The organism is Hydrogenophaga sp. FG152 (assembly GCF_057809615.1).
Genome location: NZ_JBMDKH010000002.1, coordinates 48,613 through 70,310 on the forward strand (window position 1 = coordinate 48,613; position 21,698 = coordinate 70,310).

The 21,698-nt window shown below is 67.6% G+C and carries 17 protein-coding genes and 1 pseudogene; 7 read left to right on the plus strand and 11 right to left on the minus strand.

Features of this window, described 5'->3' with window-relative positions:
• Window positions 1–14 precede the first annotated feature (14 nt).
• Window positions 15–1,100: a DUF6352 family protein gene (locus ACODTB_RS03010; protein ID WP_291111058.1), complete on the plus strand. Its 1,086-nt coding sequence runs from the start codon at window positions 15–17 to the stop codon at window positions 1,098–1,100.
• A gap of 60 nt (window positions 1,101–1,160) precedes the next feature.
• Here the strand turns inward: ACODTB_RS03010 and icmF are convergent, their stop codons facing one another.
• The 5 genes from icmF to ACODTB_RS03035 all read right to left on the minus strand — a co-directional run bounded on the left by icmF (window position 1,161) and on the right by ACODTB_RS03035 (window position 9,301).
• A complete protein-coding gene (icmF, locus tag ACODTB_RS03015) occupies window positions 1,161–4,454 on the minus strand; it encodes a fused isobutyryl-CoA mutase/GTPase IcmF (RefSeq protein ID WP_291111060.1) in 3,294 nt (1,097 codons plus the stop codon).
• A 34-nt stretch (window positions 4,455–4,488) separates the two neighbouring features.
• The gene (locus tag ACODTB_RS03020; protein ID WP_291111062.1) at window positions 4,489–5,379 is read right to left on the minus strand and encodes a PPK2 family polyphosphate kinase; all 891 of its coding nucleotides are present in this window, start codon (window positions 5,377–5,379) and stop codon (window positions 4,489–4,491) included.
• 141 nt (window positions 5,380–5,520) lie between these two features.
• Window positions 5,521–7,488, minus strand: a complete 1,968-nt coding sequence (locus tag ACODTB_RS03025) for a TRAP transporter large permease (RefSeq protein WP_488929093.1) — start codon at window positions 7,486–7,488, stop codon at window positions 5,521–5,523.
• Complete coding sequence (locus tag ACODTB_RS03030) at window positions 7,485–8,105, minus strand: TRAP transporter small permease subunit (protein WP_291111066.1); 621 nt, start codon at window positions 8,103–8,105, stop codon at window positions 7,485–7,487. Before ACODTB_RS03030 ends, ACODTB_RS03025 begins: the two co-directional genes overlap by 4 nt.
• Window positions 8,106–8,191: 86 nt before the next feature.
• Complete coding sequence (locus ACODTB_RS03035; RefSeq protein ID WP_291111068.1) at window positions 8,192–9,301, minus strand: TRAP transporter substrate-binding protein; 1,110 nt, start codon at window positions 9,299–9,301, stop codon at window positions 8,192–8,194.
• Window positions 9,302–9,525: 224 nt separating this feature from the next.
• Here ACODTB_RS03035 and ACODTB_RS03040 point away from each other — a divergent pair.
• The 3 genes and pseudogenes from ACODTB_RS03040 to cqsA all read left to right on the plus strand — a co-directional run.
• Window positions 9,526–10,206, plus strand: a pseudogene (locus tag ACODTB_RS03040) (MBL fold metallo-hydrolase); the annotation flags it as partial.
• 24 nt (window positions 10,207–10,230) lie between these two features.
• Window positions 10,231–10,650: a rhodanese-like domain-containing protein gene (locus ACODTB_RS03045; protein WP_291111254.1), complete on the plus strand. Its 420-nt coding sequence runs from the start codon at window positions 10,231–10,233 to the stop codon at window positions 10,648–10,650.
• Between the two features lie 163 nt (window positions 10,651–10,813).
• Entirely contained in the window at window positions 10,814–12,076 is a 1,263-nt protein-coding gene (gene cqsA / locus ACODTB_RS03050) for an alpha-hydroxyketone-type quorum-sensing autoinducer synthase (RefSeq protein WP_291111070.1), read from the plus strand.
• On the opposite strand, the gene ACODTB_RS03055 is transcribed toward cqsA, so the two are convergent.
• Both ACODTB_RS03055 and ACODTB_RS03060 read right to left on the minus strand, forming a co-directional pair.
• Window positions 12,073–13,059 carry a response regulator gene (locus ACODTB_RS03055; RefSeq protein WP_291111072.1) on the minus strand — a complete coding sequence of 329 codons (987 nt, stop codon included), beginning with the start codon at window positions 13,057–13,059 and terminating at the stop codon, window positions 12,073–12,075. The two genes, cqsA and ACODTB_RS03055, sit on opposite strands and share 4 nt — an antisense overlap.
• Window positions 13,060–13,064: 5 nt before the next feature.
• A complete protein-coding gene (locus ACODTB_RS03060) occupies window positions 13,065–14,297 on the minus strand; it encodes a sensor histidine kinase (RefSeq protein WP_291111074.1) in 1,233 nt (410 codons plus the stop codon).
• A gap of 183 nt (window positions 14,298–14,480) precedes the next feature.
• Between ACODTB_RS03060 and ACODTB_RS03065 the strand changes: the two genes are divergently transcribed.
• Window positions 14,481–15,149: a helix-turn-helix transcriptional regulator gene (locus ACODTB_RS03065; protein WP_291111076.1), complete on the plus strand. Its 669-nt coding sequence runs from the start codon at window positions 14,481–14,483 to the stop codon at window positions 15,147–15,149.
• 67 nt (window positions 15,150–15,216) lie between these two features.
• A complete protein-coding gene (locus tag ACODTB_RS03070) occupies window positions 15,217–15,987 on the plus strand; it encodes a type III pantothenate kinase (RefSeq protein WP_488929094.1) in 771 nt (256 codons plus the stop codon).
• A gap of 112 nt (window positions 15,988–16,099) precedes the next feature.
• Here ACODTB_RS03070 and ACODTB_RS03075 read toward each other — a convergent pair whose 3' ends face one another.
• On the minus strand, window positions 16,100–17,533 hold the full coding sequence (locus tag ACODTB_RS03075; RefSeq protein ID WP_291111257.1) for a wax ester/triacylglycerol synthase family O-acyltransferase: 1,434 nt from the start codon (window positions 17,531–17,533) through the stop codon (window positions 16,100–16,102).
• 304 nt (window positions 17,534–17,837) lie between these two features.
• Here ACODTB_RS03075 and ACODTB_RS03080 point away from each other — a divergent pair, with 304 nt between their 5' ends.
• Window positions 17,838–18,092 carry an acyl-CoA-binding protein gene (locus ACODTB_RS03080; RefSeq protein WP_291111080.1) on the plus strand — a complete coding sequence of 85 codons (255 nt, stop codon included), beginning with the start codon at window positions 17,838–17,840 and terminating at the stop codon, window positions 18,090–18,092.
• 31 nt (window positions 18,093–18,123) lie between these two features.
• On the opposite strand, the gene ACODTB_RS03085 is transcribed toward ACODTB_RS03080, so the two are convergent.
• From ACODTB_RS03085 to ACODTB_RS03095, 3 genes are read right to left on the minus strand one after another with little or no spacing between them, the layout of a single operon-like run.
• Window positions 18,124–18,459 (minus strand): polyhydroxyalkanoic acid system family protein, encoded by a 336-nt coding sequence (locus ACODTB_RS03085; protein ID WP_291111082.1) that lies wholly within the window; start codon window positions 18,457–18,459, stop codon window positions 18,124–18,126.
• A gap of 28 nt (window positions 18,460–18,487) precedes the next feature.
• Window positions 18,488–19,576: an aminopeptidase gene (locus ACODTB_RS03090; protein ID WP_291111084.1), complete on the minus strand. Its 1,089-nt coding sequence runs from the start codon at window positions 19,574–19,576 to the stop codon at window positions 18,488–18,490.
• Window positions 19,576–21,642, minus strand: a complete 2,067-nt coding sequence (locus tag ACODTB_RS03095; RefSeq protein WP_291111086.1) for a molybdopterin-containing oxidoreductase family protein — start codon at window positions 21,640–21,642, stop codon at window positions 19,576–19,578. The genes ACODTB_RS03090 and ACODTB_RS03095 overlap by 1 nt, the downstream gene beginning before the upstream one ends.
• Window positions 21,643–21,698: the final 56 nt, after the last annotated feature.

Here is a 21,698-nt window from a genome sequence, read left to right on the forward strand (position 1 = left end):
AGCGGGTTTTCTTCATGTCCGACGCCTCTTCCCTTCCCATCTGGTCGTCCTGCGGCCACGAACTGCTCATCCGCGATGCGCGCGGCTGGCTGAGCCCCACCGACGGCTACTGGCGGCTCTGGCTCCAGCGCCCGGAACTCGCGCTGGTCGAGGAATCCTGTGCCGCCGAGCGCGCGCTGCACGCTGCCTTGATGGCCGCGCCCACGCGCGCCGTGGCGGCGGCCGAGCTGGACGCCTTCGAGGACGACGACGCGCGCGCCAACCACCGCCTGTTCCTGGGCTTCCGGGACGCGGTGATCGCGGCCGGCTCGCTCGAAGCCGCCTACGCCGGCTTCTTCCAGGCCGGCGCGATCCAGATCCCGCCGCTGTTCCTGGACCTGATGGTGCAGGCCCTGGTGTGCCGCCTGCTGGAGGACGAGCCCGACGCCTGGGCCTGGCGCGCGGCCGAGATGCTGTTTCGTCGCCAGCGCGTGAGCGTGCAGGACGGCCGCGTGCTCAGCGGCGACAGCGAGGTGCTGGACCTGCTCAATGAAACCGGTGGCCTGGGCGAACTGGGGCGCCTGCTGGTGCAGGGCGGTGCGGCGCTGCCGGCCACGCAGATCGAGGTGCTGGGCGACGACAACGCGCCGCGTTACCTGCAAAGCCGCGTGGGGCCCGGTCGCTTCAACTTCGTGCTCGACCTCACGCACGAGATCCAGAACGAACTGCCGCACGGCCTCACGCTCACCATGGCACGCTCCCGCTCGGGCCTGAAGGCGCTGGCCTCGGTGCTGGAGAAGTGGGTGCGCCATTTCCACGGTGTGGCCGTGAAGATCCAGCCCGAGTCACGGGTGGAAGACCCGTCCTGGCGCTGGCATGTGGGGCTGGACGTGGCCTCGACCGCGCTGCTCAACGACCTCTACTTGGGCAATGAGGTGGACCCCGAGCGCCAGCGCCACCTGATCAGCCTGTTCCGGCTGAGCTTCCCCGACCCCATGGACATGCGTGCCGACGTGCGCGGCAAGCCGGTCTACCTGGGCCTGGCCATGGCGGCGGACGGTCTGCTCAAGCTCAAGCCGCAGAACCTGCTGCTCAACCTGCCGCTGGAGAAACCGATGTGAACCTGGGGCCGGCGCAGCCGGACCCTCGGTGCCCCTGACGGGCACTGCTTAGCGCTCGCCTTACATGTTGCGGCGGTACTGCCCGCCCACCTCGAACAGCGCGCTGGTGATCTGGCCGAGCGAGCACACGCGAACCGCGTCCATCAGCACCTCGAACACGTTGCCGTTCTCGATCACCGCCTGGCGCAGGCGCTGCAGCATGGCGGGCGACTCATGGGCATGGCGGGCGTGGAAGTCGGCCAGGCGCTTGAGCTGGTTCTGCTTCTCGTCGTCGGTCGAGCGCGCGAGCTCCAACGTCTCGGGCGTGGGGTCGCCATGCGGGTTGCGGAAGGTGTTCACGCCCACGATCGGGTACTCGCCCGTGTGCTTGAGCATCTCGTAGTGCATGGACTCGTCCTGGATCTTGCCGCGCTGGTAGCCGGTTTCCATCGCACCCAGCACGCCGCCGCGCTCGGCGATCTTCTCGAACTCCTGCAGCACGGCCTCTTCCACCAGCTCGGTGAGCTCGTCGATGATGAAGGCGCCCTGGTTGGGGTTCTCGTTCTTGGCCAGGCCCCATTCGCGGTTGATGATGAGCTGGATCGCCATGGCGCGGCGCACCGAGTCTTCGGTGGGCGTGGTGATGGCCTCGTCGAAGGCGTTGGTGTGCAGGCTGTTGCAGTTGTCGTAGATCGCGATCAGCGCCTGCAGCGTGGTGCGGATGTCGTTGAACTGGATCTCCTGCGCGTGCAGGGAGCGGCCGCTGGTCTGCACGTGGTACTTCAGCTTCTGGCTGCGCTCGTTCGCGCCGTAGCGGTCGCGCATCGAGGTGGCCCAGATGCGGCGCGCCACGCGGCCGAGCACGGTGTACTCCGGGTCCATGCCGTTGCTGAAGAAAAAGCTCAGGTTGGGCGCGAAGTCGTCGATGTGCATGCCGCGCGCCAGGTAGGCCTCCACAAAGGTGAAGCCGTTGGAGAGCGTGAAGGCGAGCTGGCTGATCGGGTTGGCGCCGGCCTCGGCGATGTGGTACCCGCTGATGGACACCGAGTAGAAGTTGCGCACGTCGTGGTGCACGAAGTACTCGGCGATGTCGCCCATCACCTTGAGCGAGAACTCGGTCGAGAAGATGCAGGTGTTCTGGCCCTGGTCTTCCTTCAGGATGTCGGCCTGCACCGTGCCGCGCACATTGGCGAGCACCCATTCGCGGATCTTGGCGGCCTCGGTGTCGGTGGGCTCGCGGCCGTTCTCGGTCTTGAACTTGTCCAGGTTCTGGTCGATCGCGGTGTTCATGAACATCGCGAGGATGCTGGGCGCCGGGCCGTTGATGGTCATGGAGACCGAGGTGGCCGGGTGGCAGAGGTCGAAGCCGCCGTAGAGCACCTTCATGTCCTCGAGCGTGGCGATGCTCACGCCCGAGTTGCCCACCTTGCCGTAGATGTCGGGGCGCGGGTCGGGGTCGTTCCCGTAGAGCGTGACCGAGTCGAAGGCGGTGGACAGGCGCTTGGCCGCCATGCCCTCGGAGAGCAGCTTGAAGCGGCGATTGGTGCGGAAGGCGTCGCCTTCGCCCGCGAACATGCGCGTGGGGTCCTCGCCCTCGCGCTTGAAGGCGAAGGTGCCGGCGGTGTAGGGGAAGCTGCCGGGCACGTTGTCCAGCATCAGCCACTTCAGAATCTCGCCGTGGTCTTCGTACTTCGGCAGCGCGACCTTGCGAATGACGGTGCCCGAGAGGCTCTTCGTCGTCAGCGCGGTGCGGATCTCCTTGTCGCGGATCTTCACCACGTACTCGTCGCCCGCGTAGGCCTTCTGCATGTCCGGCCACTGGGCGAGCAGCTTGCGGGCGGCCGGGTCCTGGTCGAGCTCGCGCAGCTGGGCCAGGTCGATCACCGCTTCGGCGGCACGCGCGCGCTCGGGCTTGTCCTTGCGCAGCATGGCCGCGCTGGCGTGGAGCTGCTGGATCTCGCGCGCCAGGCGCGACTGCTCGATCGCCTTCTTCTTGTAGCCGCGCACGGTGTCGCTGATCTCGGCCAGGTAACGCGTGCGCGCGGGCGGCACGATGGGCGTCTGGTTGGTGCTGTGGCGCACCTTCACCGCGGGCAGCCGGCCTTCCTGCAGCGGCAGACCGAGGTCGCCCAGGCGGACTTTCAGCGCCTGGTACAGCGCGGTCACGCCGTCGTCGTTGAAGCGTGCGGCCATGGTGCCGAACACCGGCATCTGGTCGGGTGGCGTGCTCCAGGCCTCCTGGTTGCGCTGCACCTGCTTGGCCACGTCGCGCAGGGCGTCGAGCGCGCCCTTGCGGTCGAATTTGTTGATGGCGACGAAGGCGGCGAAGTCCAGCATGTCGATCTTCTCGAGCTGGCTGGCCGCGCCGAACTCGGGCGTCATGACGTACATGGGCAGGTCGACGTGCGGCACGATGGCCGCGTCGCCCTGGCCGATGCCCGAGGTCTCGACCACGATGAGGTCGAAGCCGGCGCATTTGCAGGCCGCGATCACGTCGGGCAGGGCGGCGCTGATCTCGCTGCCGAAGTCGCGCGTGGCCAGCGAACGCATGAAGACGCGCGGGCCCTGGCTCCAGGGGTTGATGGCGTTCATGCGGATGCGGTCGCCCAGCAGGGCGCCGCCGCTCTTGCGGCGTGAAGGGTCGATCGAGATCACGGCCACGCGCAGGCGGTCGTCCTGGTCCAGGCGCAGGCGGCGGATGAGCTCGTCGGTGAGCGAGGACTTGCCCGCGCCGCCGGTGCCGGTGATGCCCAGCACCGGGACCTTCTTGGTCTGGGCCTGCTCGCGCAGGGCGGAGACGATGGCCGCGTCCGCGCTGCCGTTCTCCAGCGCCGTGATGAGCTGGGCCAGCGCGCGCCAGTTCATCTCACCGCCGCCTTCGATGGCCGCCAAGGCCTTGGGCGCGTAGGGGCTGAGGTCGCGGTCGCAGCGCATCACCATCTCGCCGATCATCCCGGCCAGGCCCATCTTCTGGCCGTCCTCGGGACTGTAGATGCGCGTCACGCCGTAGTCCTGCAGCTCGCGGATCTCGGCCGGCACGATCACGCCGCCGCCGCCGCCGAAGACCTGGATGTGCTCACCGCCCCGGCTCTTGAGCAGGTCGACCATGTACTTGAAGTACTCCACGTGGCCGCCCTGGTAGGAGCTGATGGCGATGCCCTGCGCGTCTTCCTGCAGCGCGGCGGTGACCACCTCGTCCACCGAGCGGTTGTGGCCCAGGTGGATCACCTCGGCGCCCATGCCCTGCAGGATGCGCCGCATGATGTTGATGGCGGCGTCGTGCCCGTCGAACAGGCTGGCGGCGGTGACGAAACGCACCTTGTGGGTGGGGCGGTAGTTGGCCAGTGCCTGGTGCTCGGCGGCGAGGTTGCTCATGGTGTCTCTCTCAGGGGGCGGATGGCGGAGGGTCTCACTCGATGCGCAGGCCGGCCAGCGCGGGCTTGGGTGGCGGGTAACGCAGATCGAGAGCCTTGAGGGTGTCGCGCACGATGGTCGCGATCATCAGGTTGCGGTGGGTCTTGGAGTTGGCGGGGACCACGTTCCAGGGGGCCCAGGGGGTGCTGGTGCGGGCCAGCAGCGCCTCGTACGCGCGCTGGTAGTCGGCCCACTGCTTGCGCACGTCGAGATCGCCTTCGCTGAACTTCCAGTGCTTAGTCGGGTCGTCCACGCGCTCCTGCAGGCGCTGGCGCTGTTCGTCGCTGCCGATGTGCAGCATGAACTTCAGGATCACGGTACCGGTCTCGGCGAGCAGGCGCTCGAAGTCGTTGATGTGCGCGAAGCGCTGGGCGGTCTGGGCGGGCGTGATCCATCGGTTGACCACGGGCACCAGCACGTCTTCGTAGTGGCTTCGGTTGAAGACCATGGTTTCGCCGGCACCGGGCATCTGCTGGTGGATGCGCCAGAGGTAGTCATGGTCGCGCTCGGCCTCGGTCGGGGCCTTCCAGCCCACGGTGTGCACGCCCAGTGGGCTGGTGCGCGCGAACACGCCGCGCACGGTGCCGTCCTTGCCCGCGGTGTCGGTGCCCTGCAGCACCACGAGCAGCTTGTAGCGGCGGTCGGCGTAGAACAGGTCCTGCAGGCCATCGAGTTCTTCGGCGAGGGCCTGCACGCTGGCCTGGTCGGCCGCCTTGTCACCGCTGGAAAAGGGCTTGGCGTCCGGCTTGAGCTTCTTGAGCGAGACCTTGGCGGCCGGCGCGCCCTCGGCCACCGGCTCGACCTGCCAGTCGCGCCACGCGCTGCCTTTGCCCGCACGCAGGGCCGCTCGCGGAAAGGGCAGGGAAGCGTCGTTGGGGCGGGGCATGCGGTCTCCAGCTAGGGGGGCTCGGACACGATTCTTCGCGCATCCGGTCAATTGACGTTTACGTAAACGTAATATAACCCGTTTCCCCAAAAAAAGAAGGGGCGCCAAAGCGCCCCCCTGGGGTGGATCGGACCCGTCAGATCACTTGTAAAGCAGCTGTGGCAGCCACAGGCCGATGCCCGGGAACATGTACAGCAGCACGATGGCCAGGATCTGGATGCCCATGAAGGGCAGCATGCCCAGGAAGATCTGGTTCAGCGTGACGTGCGGGGGGGCCACACCCTTCAGGTAGAAGGCGGCCATGGCCACCGGCGGGCTGAGGAAGGCGGTCTGCAGGTTCAGCGCCACCAGCAGGCCGAAGAAGAGCGGGTCCACGTCGAAGTGAGCCAGCAGCGGGATGAAGATGGGCATGAAGATCACGATGATCTCGGTCCACTCCAGTGGCCAGCCCAGCAGGAAGATGATGACCTGGGTCATGATCAGGAACTCGATCTTGGTGAGCTCCATGCTGAGCACCCACTGCTCCACCAGCGCCTGCCCGCCCAGCAGCGCGAATGCCGCGGAGAAGATCGCAGAGCCGACGAACAGCCAGCACACCATGGCCGAGGTCTTGGCCGTCAGGTAGACCGACTCCTTAAGCACGGCCATGTTGAGCCGCCGGTACGCGGCCGCCAGCAGCATGCCGCCCAGCGCCCCCATGGCCGCGGCTTCGGTGGGCGTGGCCAGGCCCAGCACGATCGACCCCAGCACGCTCAGGATCAGCAGCACCAGCGGGAAGAACGAGGCCAGCAGCATCTTGAAGATTTCAAGGCGGGCGAAGCTGAGGAACAGGTAGAACAGGGTGACGAGCGCGCCCGTGACCGCGAAGACCACCCACCACCAGGTAGGGGCGGGTTGCGTCGTGGCGGCGTCGTCCACCGCGCCGGCCTCCGTGGCTGCTTCGCTTGCAGCGGCGGGTGCGTCCGCCGGTTTGTCGGCTTCGGCACCGGGTGGCGGCTGCAGACCGCCCGCGGCCTCGGGCACATCGGGGTCCGCCGGGGGCTCGGCCAGGCCGCCCGATTCGGACGGGGGCTCGGCCAGACCTCCTTCGGTTGGGGGTTCAGCCAGGCCGCCGCCTTCGGATGTGCTGGAGCGGCTGGCGCCGATTTCCTCGATTTCGTACACGGCCTCCGCCCTCACCGTGGTCACTGCCTCGTAGCTCGGGATCATGACGGCGGCGAAGATCAGCGCGGGCAGCGCGGCCAGGCCGATCTGCCTGAGCAGGTGCGACATCGGCACATCCGCGTTGCGCCGGCCCTTGAGCAGGCCCAGCACCGCGTGGGCGGTCGGGTCGGTCGTCAGGCGCTGGGTCAGGGTGGGCAGGTGGACCCGGCGCTCTTCGGCGCTCAGCGGCGGCGCCCATTGCGGCTTGAGCTTGGCCACGATGATCACGTACACGATGTACAGCGACGCCAGCATCAGGCCGGGGAAGAATGCGCCGGCATAGAGCTGGACCACCGACACGCCGGCCGTGGCGCCATAGACGATCAGCAGCACCGACGGCGGGATCAGGATGCCCAGGCAGCCCCCCGCCGTGATGGCGCCAGCCGCCAGCGGCACGCTGTAGCCGGCGCGCAGCATGGCCGGCAGGGCCAGCAGGCCCATCAGCGTCACCACCGCGCCGACGATGCCGGTGGCCGTGGCGAAGATGGTGCAGGTCACCAGCGTGGCCACCGCCAGAGCGCCGGGCAGCCGGGCCATGGCCAGGTGCATGCTCTTGAAGAGCGACTCGATCAGGTTGGCGCGTTCGACCAGGTAGCCCATGAAGACGAACAGCGGGATGGCGATGAGCACGTCGTTGGCCATGGTCTTGTAGGCCGACTGCACCATCAGGTCCAGCGTGCGCGTGACATCCCGCTCATAGGCCAGCCAGGTGAACAGCATGCCCATGCCCATGAGCGTGAACGCGGTGGGAAAGCCCAGCATGATCGCCACCACCACCAGCGAGAGCATCAGCAGGCCGAGGTGGCCTTGCGTGATTGTGTCGGCGCTCAGCAGCACACCGGCCGCGAGCACCACGATGAGGGCCATGAAGCTGAGACCGAACCAGAGTTCCTTGCGCAGCTTCATTGTTTTTTCTCCTGGGCGACGACCACGGCGTCGAGGGCGGCGATGTCTTCGTCTTTCACGTTGACCATTTCCTTGAGTTTTTCGACGTCGACTTCCTGCACGTCGTCTTCCCGCGCCGGCCAGGCGCCGGTCTGGATGCACTGGACGCAGCGCACGATCTCCACCAGGCCCTGCAGCAGCAGCGTGACGCCCGCCAGCGGGATCACATACTTGAAGGGGTACAGCGGCAAGGGATCGGCCGAGAAGGTCTGTTCGCGGATCGCGAGCGATTCACCCGCGTAGATCCAGCCGGCCCAGGTCAGCGCGACGATGCCGGGCAGGAAAAAAAGTATGTAGAGCACCAGGTCCACGGTGGCCTGGGTTCGCGGCTGGAAGAAGCCATAGAGCACGTCACCCCGGACGTGCCCGTTCTTGGACAGGGTGTAGGCGCCGGCCGTCATGAACATGGTGCCGTACAACATGATCTGGGCGTCCAGCACCCAGGCGTGGGGGTTGTTCAGGGCGTAGCGCGAGAACACCTCCCAGCTGATCAGCAGCGTCAGCAGGAGGGCGCACCAGGCAAAGACCTTGCCGATCAGCGTGGACAGCCGATCGATGGTCCACAAGATGGATTGCATCGTCATTCCTCAGCCGGCGCGGTGAAACGGGCAAAAAAAGAGGGGCATCGCGCCGGCGCCATGCCCCTCGTTCCCCTGTGCCGGGATCAGCTCTTCTTGGCGAAGTAGTGGTTGAAGGCCATCTTGAAGTCGACCGTGTAGTCGTTGTGCCACTGGCCGGCCCGCTGCGCGAAGGCCTTCTGCGAGTCGAGCACCTTCTGGAACAAGGGGTTCTCGGCCGCCTTCTTGGCGATGGTCTTGTCCCACGAGGCCAGTTGTGCGCGCAGGATCGGATCGGGCGTCTTGTAAAACTTCACGCCGCCCTTTTTCAGCGCTTCATAGTCCTGCGAGTTGCGGTCGATGGCCTTCCAGCTCATGTCGGCACTGGAGGCTTCGGCCGCGTACTCGATGATGGCCTTGAGTTCGGCCGGCAGGGCGTTGAGCTTGCTCTTGTTGAACAGGATCTCGAACTGCTCGCCGGACTGGTGGAAGCTCTGCAGCATGCAGTTCTTGGCCACGTCGGGGAAGCCCAGCACGCGGTCACTGGAGGCGTTGTTGAACTCGGCCGCGTCGATCAGGCCACGGTCCAGCGCCGGCACGATCTCGCCGCCGGGCAGCGGGTTCACGGCGGTGCCCATGTCGGTGAACACGTCCACGGCCAGGCCCACGGTGCGGAATTTCAGGCCCTTCATGTCCGTGACCTTGGACACCGGCTTCTTGAACCAGCCCAGCGGCTGGGTGGGCATGGGGCCGGACAGGTAGGAGACCACGTCGAGGTTCAGGCTCTTGTAGATCTCTTCCATCAGGGCCTTGCCACCGCCGTACTTGTGCCAGGCCAGCACCATGTTGGCGTCCATGCCGTAGCCGGGGCCGGAGCCCCACAGGGCCAGGGCGGAGTTCTTGCCGTACCAGTAGGCCACCACGCCGTGGCCGCCGTCCAGCGTGCCCTTGGCGACCGCGTCCAGCAACTGGAAGGCTGGCACCACCGAACCTGCCGGCAGCACTTCGATCTTCAGGCGGTTGCCGGCCATGTCATTGACCTTCTTGGCAAAGTCGCCAGCGTATTCGTGGAAGATGTCCTTGGCCGGCCAGGTGCTCTGAAAGCGCAGTGTGGTGGTCTGCGCGGTAGCGATCATCGGCACGGACATGGCGCCGGCCGCGACGGCGGCGCCTTTGAGCATGCCTCGGCGCGAAGTGACGGTCTTCTTGTCAGTCATCTGTTGTCTCCAGTCGGGTTGATGAGCCGCCGATGATGCGCCCAAGCTGCCATTGCGGAGCGCAGGGTTTTCACCGACCAGTGAATACACGCGGCCGCAAGCCCTTGTTTTTGGCTGGTCCAGCACCAAAAATGGGCGTGAAAATATCTTCACATCCTGTTGAAAATCCATGAGGGCCACCCTCGGGCATGATGGTCGGCCCCCTATCCCATTTGCGTTTTCCGATGAAACCGATCCAGCTGTTCGACCCCGCCTCCAGCACCTACACCTACGTGCTGTTCGACCAACTCAGCCGTGACGCGCTGCTCATCGATCCGGTGGATGAGCAGATCGATCGCGATCTCGCGACCCTGCGGGAGTACGGCTTGAAACTGGTCTGGACTGTGGAGACCCACGCTCATGCGGACCACATCACCAGCGCGGGCCGGCTGGCCGAGCTGGCCGGTGCCAAGACCGCCGCGCCCCTGGGGTGTGGCATCGGCACCGCGGGTGTACAGCTCCAGGACGGCGACACCCTGAAGTTCGGCGGCGAGGTGCTCAAGGCGCTGCACACCCCGGGCCACACCGCCGGCAGCATGAGCTTTCTCTGGCGGAACCACGTGTTCACCGGCGACACCCTGCTGATCAACGGCTGCGGTCGCACCGATTTCCAGTCGGGCAGCGCAGAGGCCCTGTACCGCAGCCTGACCCAGGTGCTGTTCGCGCTGCCGGACGACACCATCGTCTGGCCTGGCCACGACTACCAGGGCCGTTCGTGCTCCAGCATCGGCCGCGAGAAAACCACCAACGTGCGGGTGGCGGGCAAGACCGAGGCCGAGTTCGTGGCCCTGATGAACTCGCTGAACCTGCCGCGCCCCCGGCGCATCGACGAGGCCGTGCCGGCCAATCTCACGTCCGGCCTGCGGCACGACGCCGACGGCGCGCTGCAGATGCAGCCCCTGCCGCCCTCGGGCGCACACCAGGGCACCTACGCCGGTGACGTGTCGCCCGAACTGGCCTGGCGCTGGATCCAGAGCGGCGAGGCCGTGATGGTGGACGTGCGCACCGACGCGGAGCGGGAGTGGGTGGGCTTTGTGCCGGGCGCGGTGCCCGTCGCCTGGAAACAGTGGCCCGGCATGGCGCTGAACCCGGCCTTCGATCAGCAGGTGCGGGAGGCGGCCGGCGGCAAGAAGCTGGTGCTGCTGTGCCGCAGCGGCGTGCGTTCCGTCGCGGCAGCCAAGCGCGCGACCGAGCTCGGTCTGGAGGCCTACAACATCCTCGAAGGCTTCGAAGGCGACCCCGATGCCGACGCCCACCGGGGGCGCAAAGGGGGATGGCGCTTCCGCGAATTGCCCTGGCGCCAGAACTGAGCCAGCCGTTCAAGGCTTGTTACACCGCGTAACCGCCTGTCGGCAGGACGAGCCGAAACTTGAGAAGAAAGCCTCATAACCCCTGTCAAACCTGACAGGGGTCGTGTGATTTTTCACGGATTTCTTTTTTTAATGGGGTTTTCTATCCGCTAAGGGGAATCCCATGGAAACGCTGGAACGCGCTCAAGACGCCGTTTACAAGAACCCACCGCTGGCCGCCACCCTGGTTCAGCGGATGGAACGTGATTTCAAACCCCGCTGGGAAGGCAACTGGGGCGGCAAGTTCGTGCTGCACGGCTCTTCGCCCGGTCCCAATGCGGTGCGCCTGGACGGCAACGACTACCTGAGTGTGACGGGTCACCCGAGCATCGTCGCGGCCCAGGTCGAGGCCATCACCAAGTCCAGCGAGTTCGTGGTGCAGTCGGGGGTGTTTCTCCTCCAGCAGCACCCCACGCGCGCGCTCGAAATGGCGCTGGCGGGCTGGGTCGGCAAGGAAGACGCCTTCGTCTGCCAGTCCGGCTACTCGGCCAACGTCGGCCTGCTGCAGTCCATCGCCGACGCCAACACCCCGGTGTACCTGGACACCCAGGCCCACGCTTCCCTGTGGGAAGGGGCCCATGCCGCGCGCGCGCCGGCTTTTGCCTTCCGCCACAACGACGCGGCCCACCTGGACAAGATCATGGCCAAGAACGGCCCGGGCGTGGTGGTGGTGGACTCGGTCTACAGCACCACCGGTTCCGTGTGCCCGCTGGAAGCCATGATCGAGGTGGTGGAAAAGCACGGCAGCATGATCCTGGTCGACGAGTCGCATTCCCTGGGCACGCACGGCCCGGGCGGCGCGGGCCTGTGCGCCGAACTCGGCCTGACGGACCGGGTGCACTTCATTTCCGCCAGCCTGGCCAAATCGGTCGCTGGGCGCGCCGGCTTCTTCACCGCACCGGCCAGCATGCGGTACTACATCCTGAGCTCCAGCTTTCCCAACATCTTCAGCTCCTGCCTGCTGCCCCATGAAATCGCCGGCCTGCGGGCCACGGTCGAGGTGCTGCAGAAGGCCGACGACGAGCGGGCCCGCCTCAAGGCCATCACCCGCCGGGTGCGCGACACCCTGGGCGGCCTGGGTTACTGGATCCACCAGGGCACCGAGCAGATCATCTCGCTGGAAGCCGGCACCGAGCCGGACACCATGCGCCTGCGCGACGAACTGGAAAAGCGCGGCGTGTTCGGCGCCATCTTCTGTGCCCCGGCCACCAGCAGCAAGCGCGCCCTGGTGCGACTCACGCTCAACGCGGCGCTGACCGAGGCCGAGCTCGATCACCTGGAAGCGGTGGCGCGCGAGATCGCGCCGATCGTCAAACCCTGGGATTGGCCTTGTGCCCGGCGCGCCCGCGTCCAGGCCGGCGCCCAGGAGGAAGCTCTGGCGGCCTAAGTGTCGTGAACCTCGCGCCCGCCCTGGGCTTCCAGAAAGTGCCGGTAGGCATAGATGGGCTGGGGCAGGTCGGCGCGGTCCAGGCTGAACAGGGCGCCTGACAGCACGCCGTCGTCCCCGACCGGGAAGGCCTGCGCGGTCCGCACCGGGCCCCGCAGGCCCATTTGCTGGTGCAGTTCCACGGCGGCCAGCCGTTGCCCGGCCTGCACGGCACGCACGGCGTCGAAGCCCAGCCCGGCCGAGCCCGCGAGTTCGGCCAGATCGGGCAGGCTGGCCGTGGGTTCGAGCTGCAGCCAGTGGCAGTTGCCCATGGAGTCCAGGCCGACCAGGCCGAAGGGCTCGCCGAGCACCACGTACTCCACCCAGTGCTGCTCGGTGTAAGCGCGCAGCGCCTGTGCCACCGACGGGATCTGCAGCATGGACTGCTGCGCCGGCCGCAGGGCGGCACGCCACAGCGTGTTGAGCCGGGGGTGTGGCGTCTGGGACAGCTTGCGCAGCACACCGAGCAGGTGGCGCGTGATGTCCGTGGTCTGTTTGGGCACGAACTGGTCGATCAGGCCGTTGTTGAAGGCCTGGATGGCGATCTGCTCGTCCGCCTGGCCCGTCAGCAGCACGCGCGAGCCCGGCCAGTCGAGCAGGGTGTTGAGCACCCGCAGGCCATCGGTGCCGGGCATGGCGTAGTCCACCACGCAGATCTGGGCCAGTTCGTACCGCGAGGCGCTCACGGCCCAGTACCGCAACACCTGCGGCAGCAGCGGCTGGCCCTGCCGCCAGCGCTCGATCATCTGCAGCTGGGCCATGGCGTCGGCCTCCCAGCGCGCGGGCTCGTTCTGCATGCGGGCGGCGAAGCCCGAGGGGCGTGAGTAGAGCTCGACCTGCCAGTGCGAGGGGATGACCATCCCCAGCATTTCCAGGTAGTCGGTGTCGTCATCCAGGAAGAGGACGCTGCCAGGGCGGTGAAAGAGTGAGATCGTCAGTGCCATCGTGGTCAGCCTGAGACGGCCAAGGTCTGGGCCGCAGATGTGTTGAGGGGGAGGTCGATCATGAAGACCGCGCCCAGCCCAGGTTGGGAGTGCACGCTGAGGCGGCCGTGGGCAGCCTCGACCACGTTCTTGCAGAAGGTCAGGCCCAGGCCGTTGCCGGCGCCGCTCTGGGTCGAGAAGAAGGGCTCGAAAATGCGCTGCTGCTGCTCGTGCGTGATGCCGATGCCGTCGTCCGACACGGCGATGCGGCCTTTGCCGTGGTGCAAGCCCACGTCCACCCGCAAGTCGCCCGGGCTGGGCGCCGTGCTGGCCGCGGCCAGTGCGTGCAGCGCGTTCTTGATCAGGTTGGTGAGCACCTGGGCGAACAGCGGGCGGGAAGCCGAAAAGCAGAAGTCGCTCTGGATGTGCACCTGAACGCAGTCGCGCTCCCGCGAGGAGCGGTAGGGGTACTGGTTCACCACCTCCTGCACCAGCTCGGCCGCCATGATCAGGGACTGCTCGCGCGGCAGGCGCATGAGCTGCGCGTTGGAAATCTGGGTGTCGATCTGGCGGTTCATGCTGCGCACCAGGTTCTGCAGCCGCGTGGCCAGTTCCTCCAGCTTCTTGCGCTTGGGGTCCGGGATGTCGTGTTGCACCAGGTTGCGCAGCACGTCGCCCATGAGGTTCACCGTGGCCAGCGGCGTGCGCAACTCGTGCGCCATCACGCCCATGGTGCTCAGCGTGTTGAGCAGGCGGGCGCGGCGCAGGTTGGCGCTGGAGAAACCCAGCATCAGGCCCATGAGCCAGGAGAAGGTGATCACCACCACGTTCGCCAGGGGCTCCTCGAACGGAAGGGTGCTGCCGCCATAGAACTCCGCCGTGGCCCAGCCCGCGATGCCGCCGGTGATCAGGCCGAGCGTGGCCAGGCGCCAGTCGGTCGCGTGGTAATAAATGAGGATCATGGCGGCGACGCTGCCCAGCCAGGCGGCATTGCCCCCGTTCATCCAGTACATCCAGGTGAAGAACCAGGGCAGCTGGATCCAGGTGGCCAGACTGAAGAGGCGCCCACTTTCCGTGGACGACGGGTCGCGCGAAATCCGGGGCAACACATAAATGAGTGCCAGGAAGGCCATCACCAGGCGGGCCCACACATTTTCATAGGGCTGAGGCACCAGATGGCCCCAAATGCCATAGATGACCAGGTGGCCGACGAACGTGAATGCCCCGATCCACAGCAACCGGTACCGCGATGGGTGCAAAATAGGCTCCACAGGCGCGTGGACAACCTCGTCCAGCACCCACCGCCACATGCGGGCTTTGGCGCTGAGCATCCACAACCGGTCAAAAGACAATATGCACTCCTTCGATCGCCAAACACCTGTGGCGCGTGACTCCCATCCTGATTCATCAGGCATTGTGTATGCAACAGGGTGTTATCAACCATGACCCTGCCTGTCAACTTTGACAGTGTCGGGCTGGACGGTATTCTGGCCGACTGGGTCTGCGCCCTGCGCGATCAAGGGGTGGACGCCGTGCTGGTTCTCGGTCCGAACCCCCTGGGTGGGCGGGATCAGCGCGAGGTGCTGGCGGTGCATCCCCCCCGCCTGGTGGGGGCCGCCGAGGCGCTGGCCGAAAGCCGGGACTTCGGCGCGGGCTGGCGCGACAGCGATGCGCCGCTGGTGGCATGGCAGGACATTTCCAAATCCTCGTTCGAACAGTCGAGCCGTTGGCGCCGCCTGTGGCTGGCGCACGGCTACCAGACGCTGGTGCGCGTGGCCTTCAGCCTGCCGGCGGGCCGTGCCTTCGAGTGTTTCATGTTCAGCCCACGGGCCTTCGCCGACCGCTCCGAGGCGGCGGTGCTGGCCTGGTCGGCCTTCAACGTGTGGCCCATGTTGCGACGCACCATCGCCGAGCAGCGGGTAGGCCTGAGCCCGCGCGAACTCGAAAGCCTCAACCTGGCCTTCGAAGGTCTGACCGCGCGCGAGACCGCGTTGCGCATGGACTGCTCCGAGCGCACGGTCAATTACCACCTCGCCAACGCGATGTCCAAGTTGCAGACCGACAACAAGCTGGCTGCCGTGCAACGGGCCTGCTGGATCGGATTGATCTGAACCCGCCCGCCGCGCCCCATGCTGCACTGCGGCAATCCGGGCGTGACGGCTTGGTCATAATCCGCGCATGACTTTTCTGGCCCTGGACGTAGGGAACACCCGCCTCAAATGGGCCCTTTACGACGCGCCACGCGTGGGGGCTGCGCTGTTGGCCAGCGGTGCGCAGTTTCTGGAAAACATCGAAACCCTGGAAGACGGCGACTGGCGCCACCTGCCCGCCCCGCAATGGGTGCTGGGTTGCGTGGTGGCTGGTGATGCGGTCAAGCGGCGGGTCGGCGAGCAACTGGAGTTGTGGGACGTGACGCCACACTGGGTCGTGTCCAGCAGCGCCGAAGCGGGGTTGGTCAACGGCTATGACCACCCGGCCCGGCTGGGGTCGGACCGCTGGGTGGCCATGATCGGTGCGCGCCAGCGGCTGCTCGCCCGGGGCCCTGCGAAGCCCTGCGTGGTGGTGATGGTGGGCACGGCCGTCACGGTCGAAGCCATCGACACCGAGGGGCGTTTCCTGGGCGGCATCATCCTGCCCGGCCACGGCATCATGCTGCGCGCGCTGGAGTCGGGCACGGCGGGCCTTCACGTGCCCACCGGCGAGGTCTGCGACTTTCCTACCAACACCAGCGACGCGCTCACCAGCGGCGGCACCTTTGCCATTGCCGGTGCGGTGCAGCGCATGGTGGAGAACCTGCGGCGCCATTGCGGCGAGCAGCCGGTCTGCATCATGACCGGGGGCGCGGGCTGGAAGATGGCGCCGAGCATGTCCACCGAGGTGGAGCTGGTGGAAAGCCTGATCTTCGACGGCCTGCTGGAAATCGCCAACCGCCGTCTTGCATTGGTCTGACCCCCCGCCGCGCTTCGCGCGTCCCCCCTAAAAGGGGGGCGCACCCTAAGGCCCGGCAAAGCCGGTTCCTTGGGTGCTCTGGACAAAGAAGGTGCACTCCGGAGAAGCGGTTTTAGCCCTTCGCTTCGCCCCAAGGGAGCATCAGCGTCAGCGTCAGCAGCCGGGCGAACTCCGGCTCGAAGCGGTCGATGATCTGCTGCGGGTCGGGGCACAGCCGGCTGTCGGCGATCACGCCGAACTGCACACCGCCGCCGTAGCTCAGGATCGACACGCCCAGGCCCACGGTACCGGTCTGCGGCACCCAGAACATGGTCTGCTCCAGGGTGGAGCCACACACCTTGAGCTTGGTGGCGGGGCCGGGCACGTTGGTCATCACCGCCGTGGTCTTGCGGCCGAACAGGCTGAGCATGGCGTCCTGCGCCGGCTTGATGAGCAGGCCTGCCACCGAGAGCAGGCCGAAGGTCAGCAGCGGCTGCAGGCTGCCCTTGAGGCTGTTCATGCGCGCGCGCACCGCGAAGACGCGCTCGATCGGGTTGTCCAGGCCGATCGGCAGCACCAGGGGCACGAGGCCAAAGCGGTTGCCCAGTTTCCAGGCGTCTTCCATCGGGCGCAGGTTGATTGGCACCATGGCGCGGATCTCCTTGCCGCTGGTGTCGTCGCCCAGACCGCGCAGGTAGGCGCCGATGGCACCGGCCACGCAGCCCAGCAGCACGTCGTTGACCGAGCAGTTCATGGCCTTGCCGATGGCCTTGACTTCGTCCAGCGGGATGGGCTCGCACCAGGCCACGCGCTTGGTGCGGCCGGGCTGGCCCTTGAGCCGGGTCGGCGAGTCGTCGGGCATCAGCGCCAGCGAGGCCAGGTCGCTGGCGAGCTGGCCGCCCATGCGCGCGATGTCCACCGCCTGGCCCAGCGTGTCGCTCAGGCTCTGCTGCGGAGCGGCAAGCATGGAAAGCGATTTCGCCGCGCCACCGCCAGCGGCTTCCAATGCCTTGGCCGTGATGTCGCCAAAGGGCCGGATCAGTGTGTCGGCCAGCCAGTCCTCGGCGCCGTCCAGGCCGATCTTCGCGGGCTTGCGGCGCTGGCGCTCGGGGGGCGCGCCGCCGCCGTCGACCAGGCTCATCATCACGCTGATGAGCGCGATGCCATCGGCGATGCAGTGGTGGATGCGCGCGATCAGGGCCGAACCGCCGTCGTAGCGCTCGATCAGTTCAAAGCGCCAGAGCGGGTGCTCGGGGTCCAGCGCCTGCATGGCGAGGTCGCCCACGCGGTCCTGCAGCGCGTCCTGCTCGGTCTGGCCGGGCCGGCGTTTGAGCTTGTGTGTGACGATGTGCCGATCGATCTGGAAATCCGCGTCCTTGGACCAGTGCGCGCCGGCGGCGTCCTCGCGCGCGATCTGCACGAAGCGCGGGTAGGGCAGCAGGCGTTCGCGCACGCGCGCCTTCAAGGCGTCCGGCGTGAGGCCGGGGCGCAGGATCCAGACGCCCACGATCATCATCAGGTTCGACGGCGAGTCCATGCGCAGCCAGGCGGTGTCCACCTTGCTCATGCGCTCGCCTTCCATGCCCAGGGTGCTCGCCAGCGCCTGCTGGACCGAGGCGCTCGCGCCCCGCACGAGGGCCGCCGGGGATTTCGCGGTGGCGGCAGGGCGCGCTGCGGAAGGGCCGGGCCGGGCGGCGACGCGTTGAACCATGGATGCTCCTCGGGTGCGTGAACCAGGCCGCTGAAAGGCCGGTGCCGCTGGTCTTGGGGTTGTGGCTCTATTGTGCAGACAGACCAAACCGTAAGATAGCGGGACAGCCCTAAGCCCGGCCGACCCGCGCCGGGCGTTTCATTTCAAACCAGGAGCATTCATGGCCGATCTCAAGTCCCGTTTCGACGCCGCGGTGGCGAATTCCAAGAACCTGAGCGAGCGCCCCGACAACGCCACGCTGCTCAAGATCTACGCGCTGTACAAGCAGGCCACCACCGGCGACAACGCCGAGAAGAAGCCCGGCTTCGGCGATATGGTGGGCCGCGCCAAGTGGGACGCCTGGAACGGCCTCAAGGGCACGGGCAGCGAGGACGCGATGCAGCAGTACATCGACCTCATCGAATCCCTGAGCTGAGCCGTCTCGCAACGGCACAACAAAAGCCGGCTCAGCCGGCTTTTTTCTTTTTGGCCGCCGCTTTGGCGGCCGGCTTCTTCGCCGCCAGCAGGGCATCGAGGTTTTTGACGATTTCGCTTTCGATGCGCTCCTTGAACGCGCCGAGCAGGAAGCCCAGGCGTGCGTCGAGCTCGAAGCGCTCACCCGACACCTTGAGCGTGCCGCTGACGCCCGAGCGCGTGAACTGCACCTCATCGCAGCCATTGCCTTCTTCGTAAGTGCAGCTCATGTCGAACTCGTTTTCCGCCTGCTCGGCCCAGCGCCAGGCCAGCTTGCGGGCGGCGGGCAACCCGAGGGCGTGTTCGCGTTCGATATGGATGTCTGCCATGCTTGCCTCGTGTGGTGGGTGGTCGGTCTCAAGGTGGTGAACTGCCCTGGCTGGCCACTAGGGGCAGCAGGCCGCGCAGCCGCGTGCGCCGTTCTTCCTTGGGCAGCGCGGCCAGGGCGCGCACCGCATCATAGAACCGGGCGAAGTCGCGCCCTTCGCGCTCGAACAGGGCCTCGAAGGCCGGGACCAGGCCGTCGTAGGCCGCCTGGGCCGCGAAGCTGGCGTTGTTGGCCTGGGCCACGAAGGGGTCGTAGCCGGCGAAGCCGCCCCAGCCGCGCTTGAGGTCCTGGTAGCTGCGGTGGAAGCCAGTCATGGCGGTGGCCTTGCGCTGCGCCTTCTCGGCGTCGTCGATCGTGGTGTCCCGGTAGATGTCCTGCAATTGCTGGCGCACGGAGAAGGTGAGCGAGCGGAAGGCGCGCCGGCGCTGGTCGAACACCGCGTAGTCGGTGCGCGCCTGCTCACCGGCCTGGGTCGCCAGCCAGCGCGCACCGCCCAGCCGCTCCACGCTGGTGGCGAAAGCCTCGTTGAACTCGGTGTCGCCCCGGGCATAGGCCACCTGGTGCGCGAGTTCGTGGAAGACGATGCGGGCCAGTTCGCCTTCCGGGTAGCCGATGAAGGTGTTGAGCAAGGGGTCGCCGCCGGCCCAGTTCATCCAGCCCAGGGTGGAGTAGGCGGGCACGGGGTAGACCACGACCTCCAGATCGGCGGGCAGGGTGCGGGCGAAGGCGCGCGCGTCGGCCTCGTCGAAGTAGCCCCGGTAGCCCACGCAGCCGGCGACCGGGAAACACCAGGTCTGCAGCGTGAGCGAGAGCGCGGGCGCGGCGACCACGTTGTAGACCGCGGCGCGGCGCTGCAGGTCGGCGTAGCGGTGGTAGCTGGCGTTGTCGGGCAGGGCGAGCTCGGTGACGGCGAAGGCGCGGATGCGCCGGGCCAGCGCCAGCCGTTCCTTGAGGCGCTCCGGCGCCTGGGCGTCGGCCAGCCAGTCGTCCACCGGACGCGCGGCCTGCATCAGCCGCAGGTGGCCGGTGACCGACTGCCAGTAATAGCCCACCCCGGTGGTGCTGGCGCAGCCCGCGCCCAGCAGGGCGAGGGCCATGAGCGCCAGGCCACGCCGCATCAGGCGCCCTCGGGCAGGGTCGCCACTTCGACCAGGCAGTCGTAGAACACCGGGCCGCCGCCCATGTCGGTGAGGCGCTGGCTCGTGACCTGGTTGACGTTGGTGCCGAAGGGGCCGAGCTTGCGCCACCAGATGCCCAGGCCGTTGACCACGCCGGGGCGGGCCCGCTTGGACACGCTGGCCTTGCAGCGGTATTCGCCGCGCTGGTTGAACACGCGCACCATCTGGCCGCTGGCGATGCCGCGCGCGGCGGCGTCGTCGGCGTGGATTTCCAGCAGAGGCTCGCCCTCGATGTCGCGCAGGCTGGTCACGTTGACGAAGCTGGAGTTGAGGAAGTTGCGCGCGGGCGGCGAGATCATGGCGAGCGGGAACTGGGTCGAGCTGCCAAAGGCCTCGAAGTTGGGCAGGTGGTCGGGCAGGCCGTCCTCCCCCTTGGCGGCCAGCCGCGCGCTGTGGAACTCGCAGCGGCCCGAGGCGGTGGGGAATTGCCCATCGGCAAACGGGGCTTCGGGCAGGTTCAGCGTGGCAAAGCCTTGGTCCAGCAGCTGCTGGAAGTCCACCGCGTCGCCGAAGGCGGTGCGGCACAGCGTGAGGTCGTCGTCGGCGAAACACGGCTCGTCGAAGCCCAGGCGCGCGGCCAGCGCGCGAAAGATGTCGGTGTTGGTGCGGGCCTGGCCGACCGGAGCGATGGCGGGCCGGTTGAGCAGCACGTCGGTGTGGCCGTAGCTGGTGTGGATGTCCCAGTGCTCCAGCTGCGTGGTGGCCGGCAGGATGTAGTCGGCGAGGTCGGCGGTGTCGGTCTGGAAATGCTCCAGCACCACCGTGAACAGGTCTTCGCGCTCGAAGCCCTGCACCACCTTGCCGGATTCCGGCGCCACCGCCACCGGGTTGCTGTTGTAGACGATCACGGCCTCGACCTTCGGGCCGAAGCCGGGCGAGGTCTCGCGCAGCAGGTCATCGCCGATGGTGCTCATGTTGATCGTGCGCGCCGCGCGCCCGGCCAGCAGGTCGGGCCGCTGCAAGGCCGCGCGCTGCACGGGGAAGTGGCCCGAGGCCGAGAGCAGAAGGCCCCCGGCCGGGTCGCGCCAGGCGCCCACCAGGGCGGGGAGGCAGGCAATGGCGCGCACCGCGTTGCCGCCGCCGCGCACGCGCTGCATGCCGTAGTTCAGGCGGATCGCGGCCGGTTTCGTGGTGCCGTAGGCGCGCGCCAGGTCCACGATCTGCTGCACCGGCACGCCGCAGACCTCGGCGGCGCGTTCGGGCGGCCATTGCAGGGCGCGCTCGCGCAGGCCTTCCCAACCCAGGGTGTGGTGCTCGATGTAGTCGTGGTCCAGCCAGCCGTGGGTGATGAGCTGGTGCATCAGCGCCAGGGCCAGCGCGGCGTCGGTGCCGGGGCGCAGGGCGATATGTTCGTGGCACTTGTCGGCCGTTTCGGTGCGGCGCGGGTCGATGCAGACCAGGCGAGCGCCCTCGCGCTTGGCCTGTTGCGCCAGCCGCCAGAAGTGCAGGTTGCTGCCGATCGAGTTGCTGCCCCAGATCAGGATCAGCTTGGAGCGCGCGAAATGCTCGACCTTCATGCCGACCTTGCCGCCCAGCGTCTGCACCAGGGCCTCGCCGCCGGCGGAGGCGCAGATCGTGCGGTCCAGCAGGGACGCTCCCAGGCGGTGGAAGAAGCGCCCAGCCATGGCCTCGCCTTGCACCAGGCCCATGGTGCCGGCGTAGCTGTAGGGCAGGATGGCCTGCGGGTCGCGCGCGGCGATGGCTTTGAGCCGTTGCGCGATGTCATCGAGCGCTTCGTCCCAGCCCACGGGCTCGAAGCGGCCGCTGCCCTTGGGGCCGCGGCGCTTGAGCGGCGTGAGCAGGCGCTCGGGGTGGTAGCTGCGCTCGGCGTAGCGCGAGACCTTGGTGCACAGGGCGCCGTCGGTGTGGCGGTGCGCCGGGTTGCCCTGCACGCGCAGGGCCACGCCGTTCTCCACCGTGGTGACCAGGGCGCAGGTGTCGGGGCAGTCGTGCGGGCAGGCGCCACGCACCTGTTGCGGTTCCGGGGTGGGGGTGAGGGGTGTCATGGGGCGATGGTGTGGCAGCCGTTCATGATATTCGCGCCCCCATGTCCTTGCCGGTC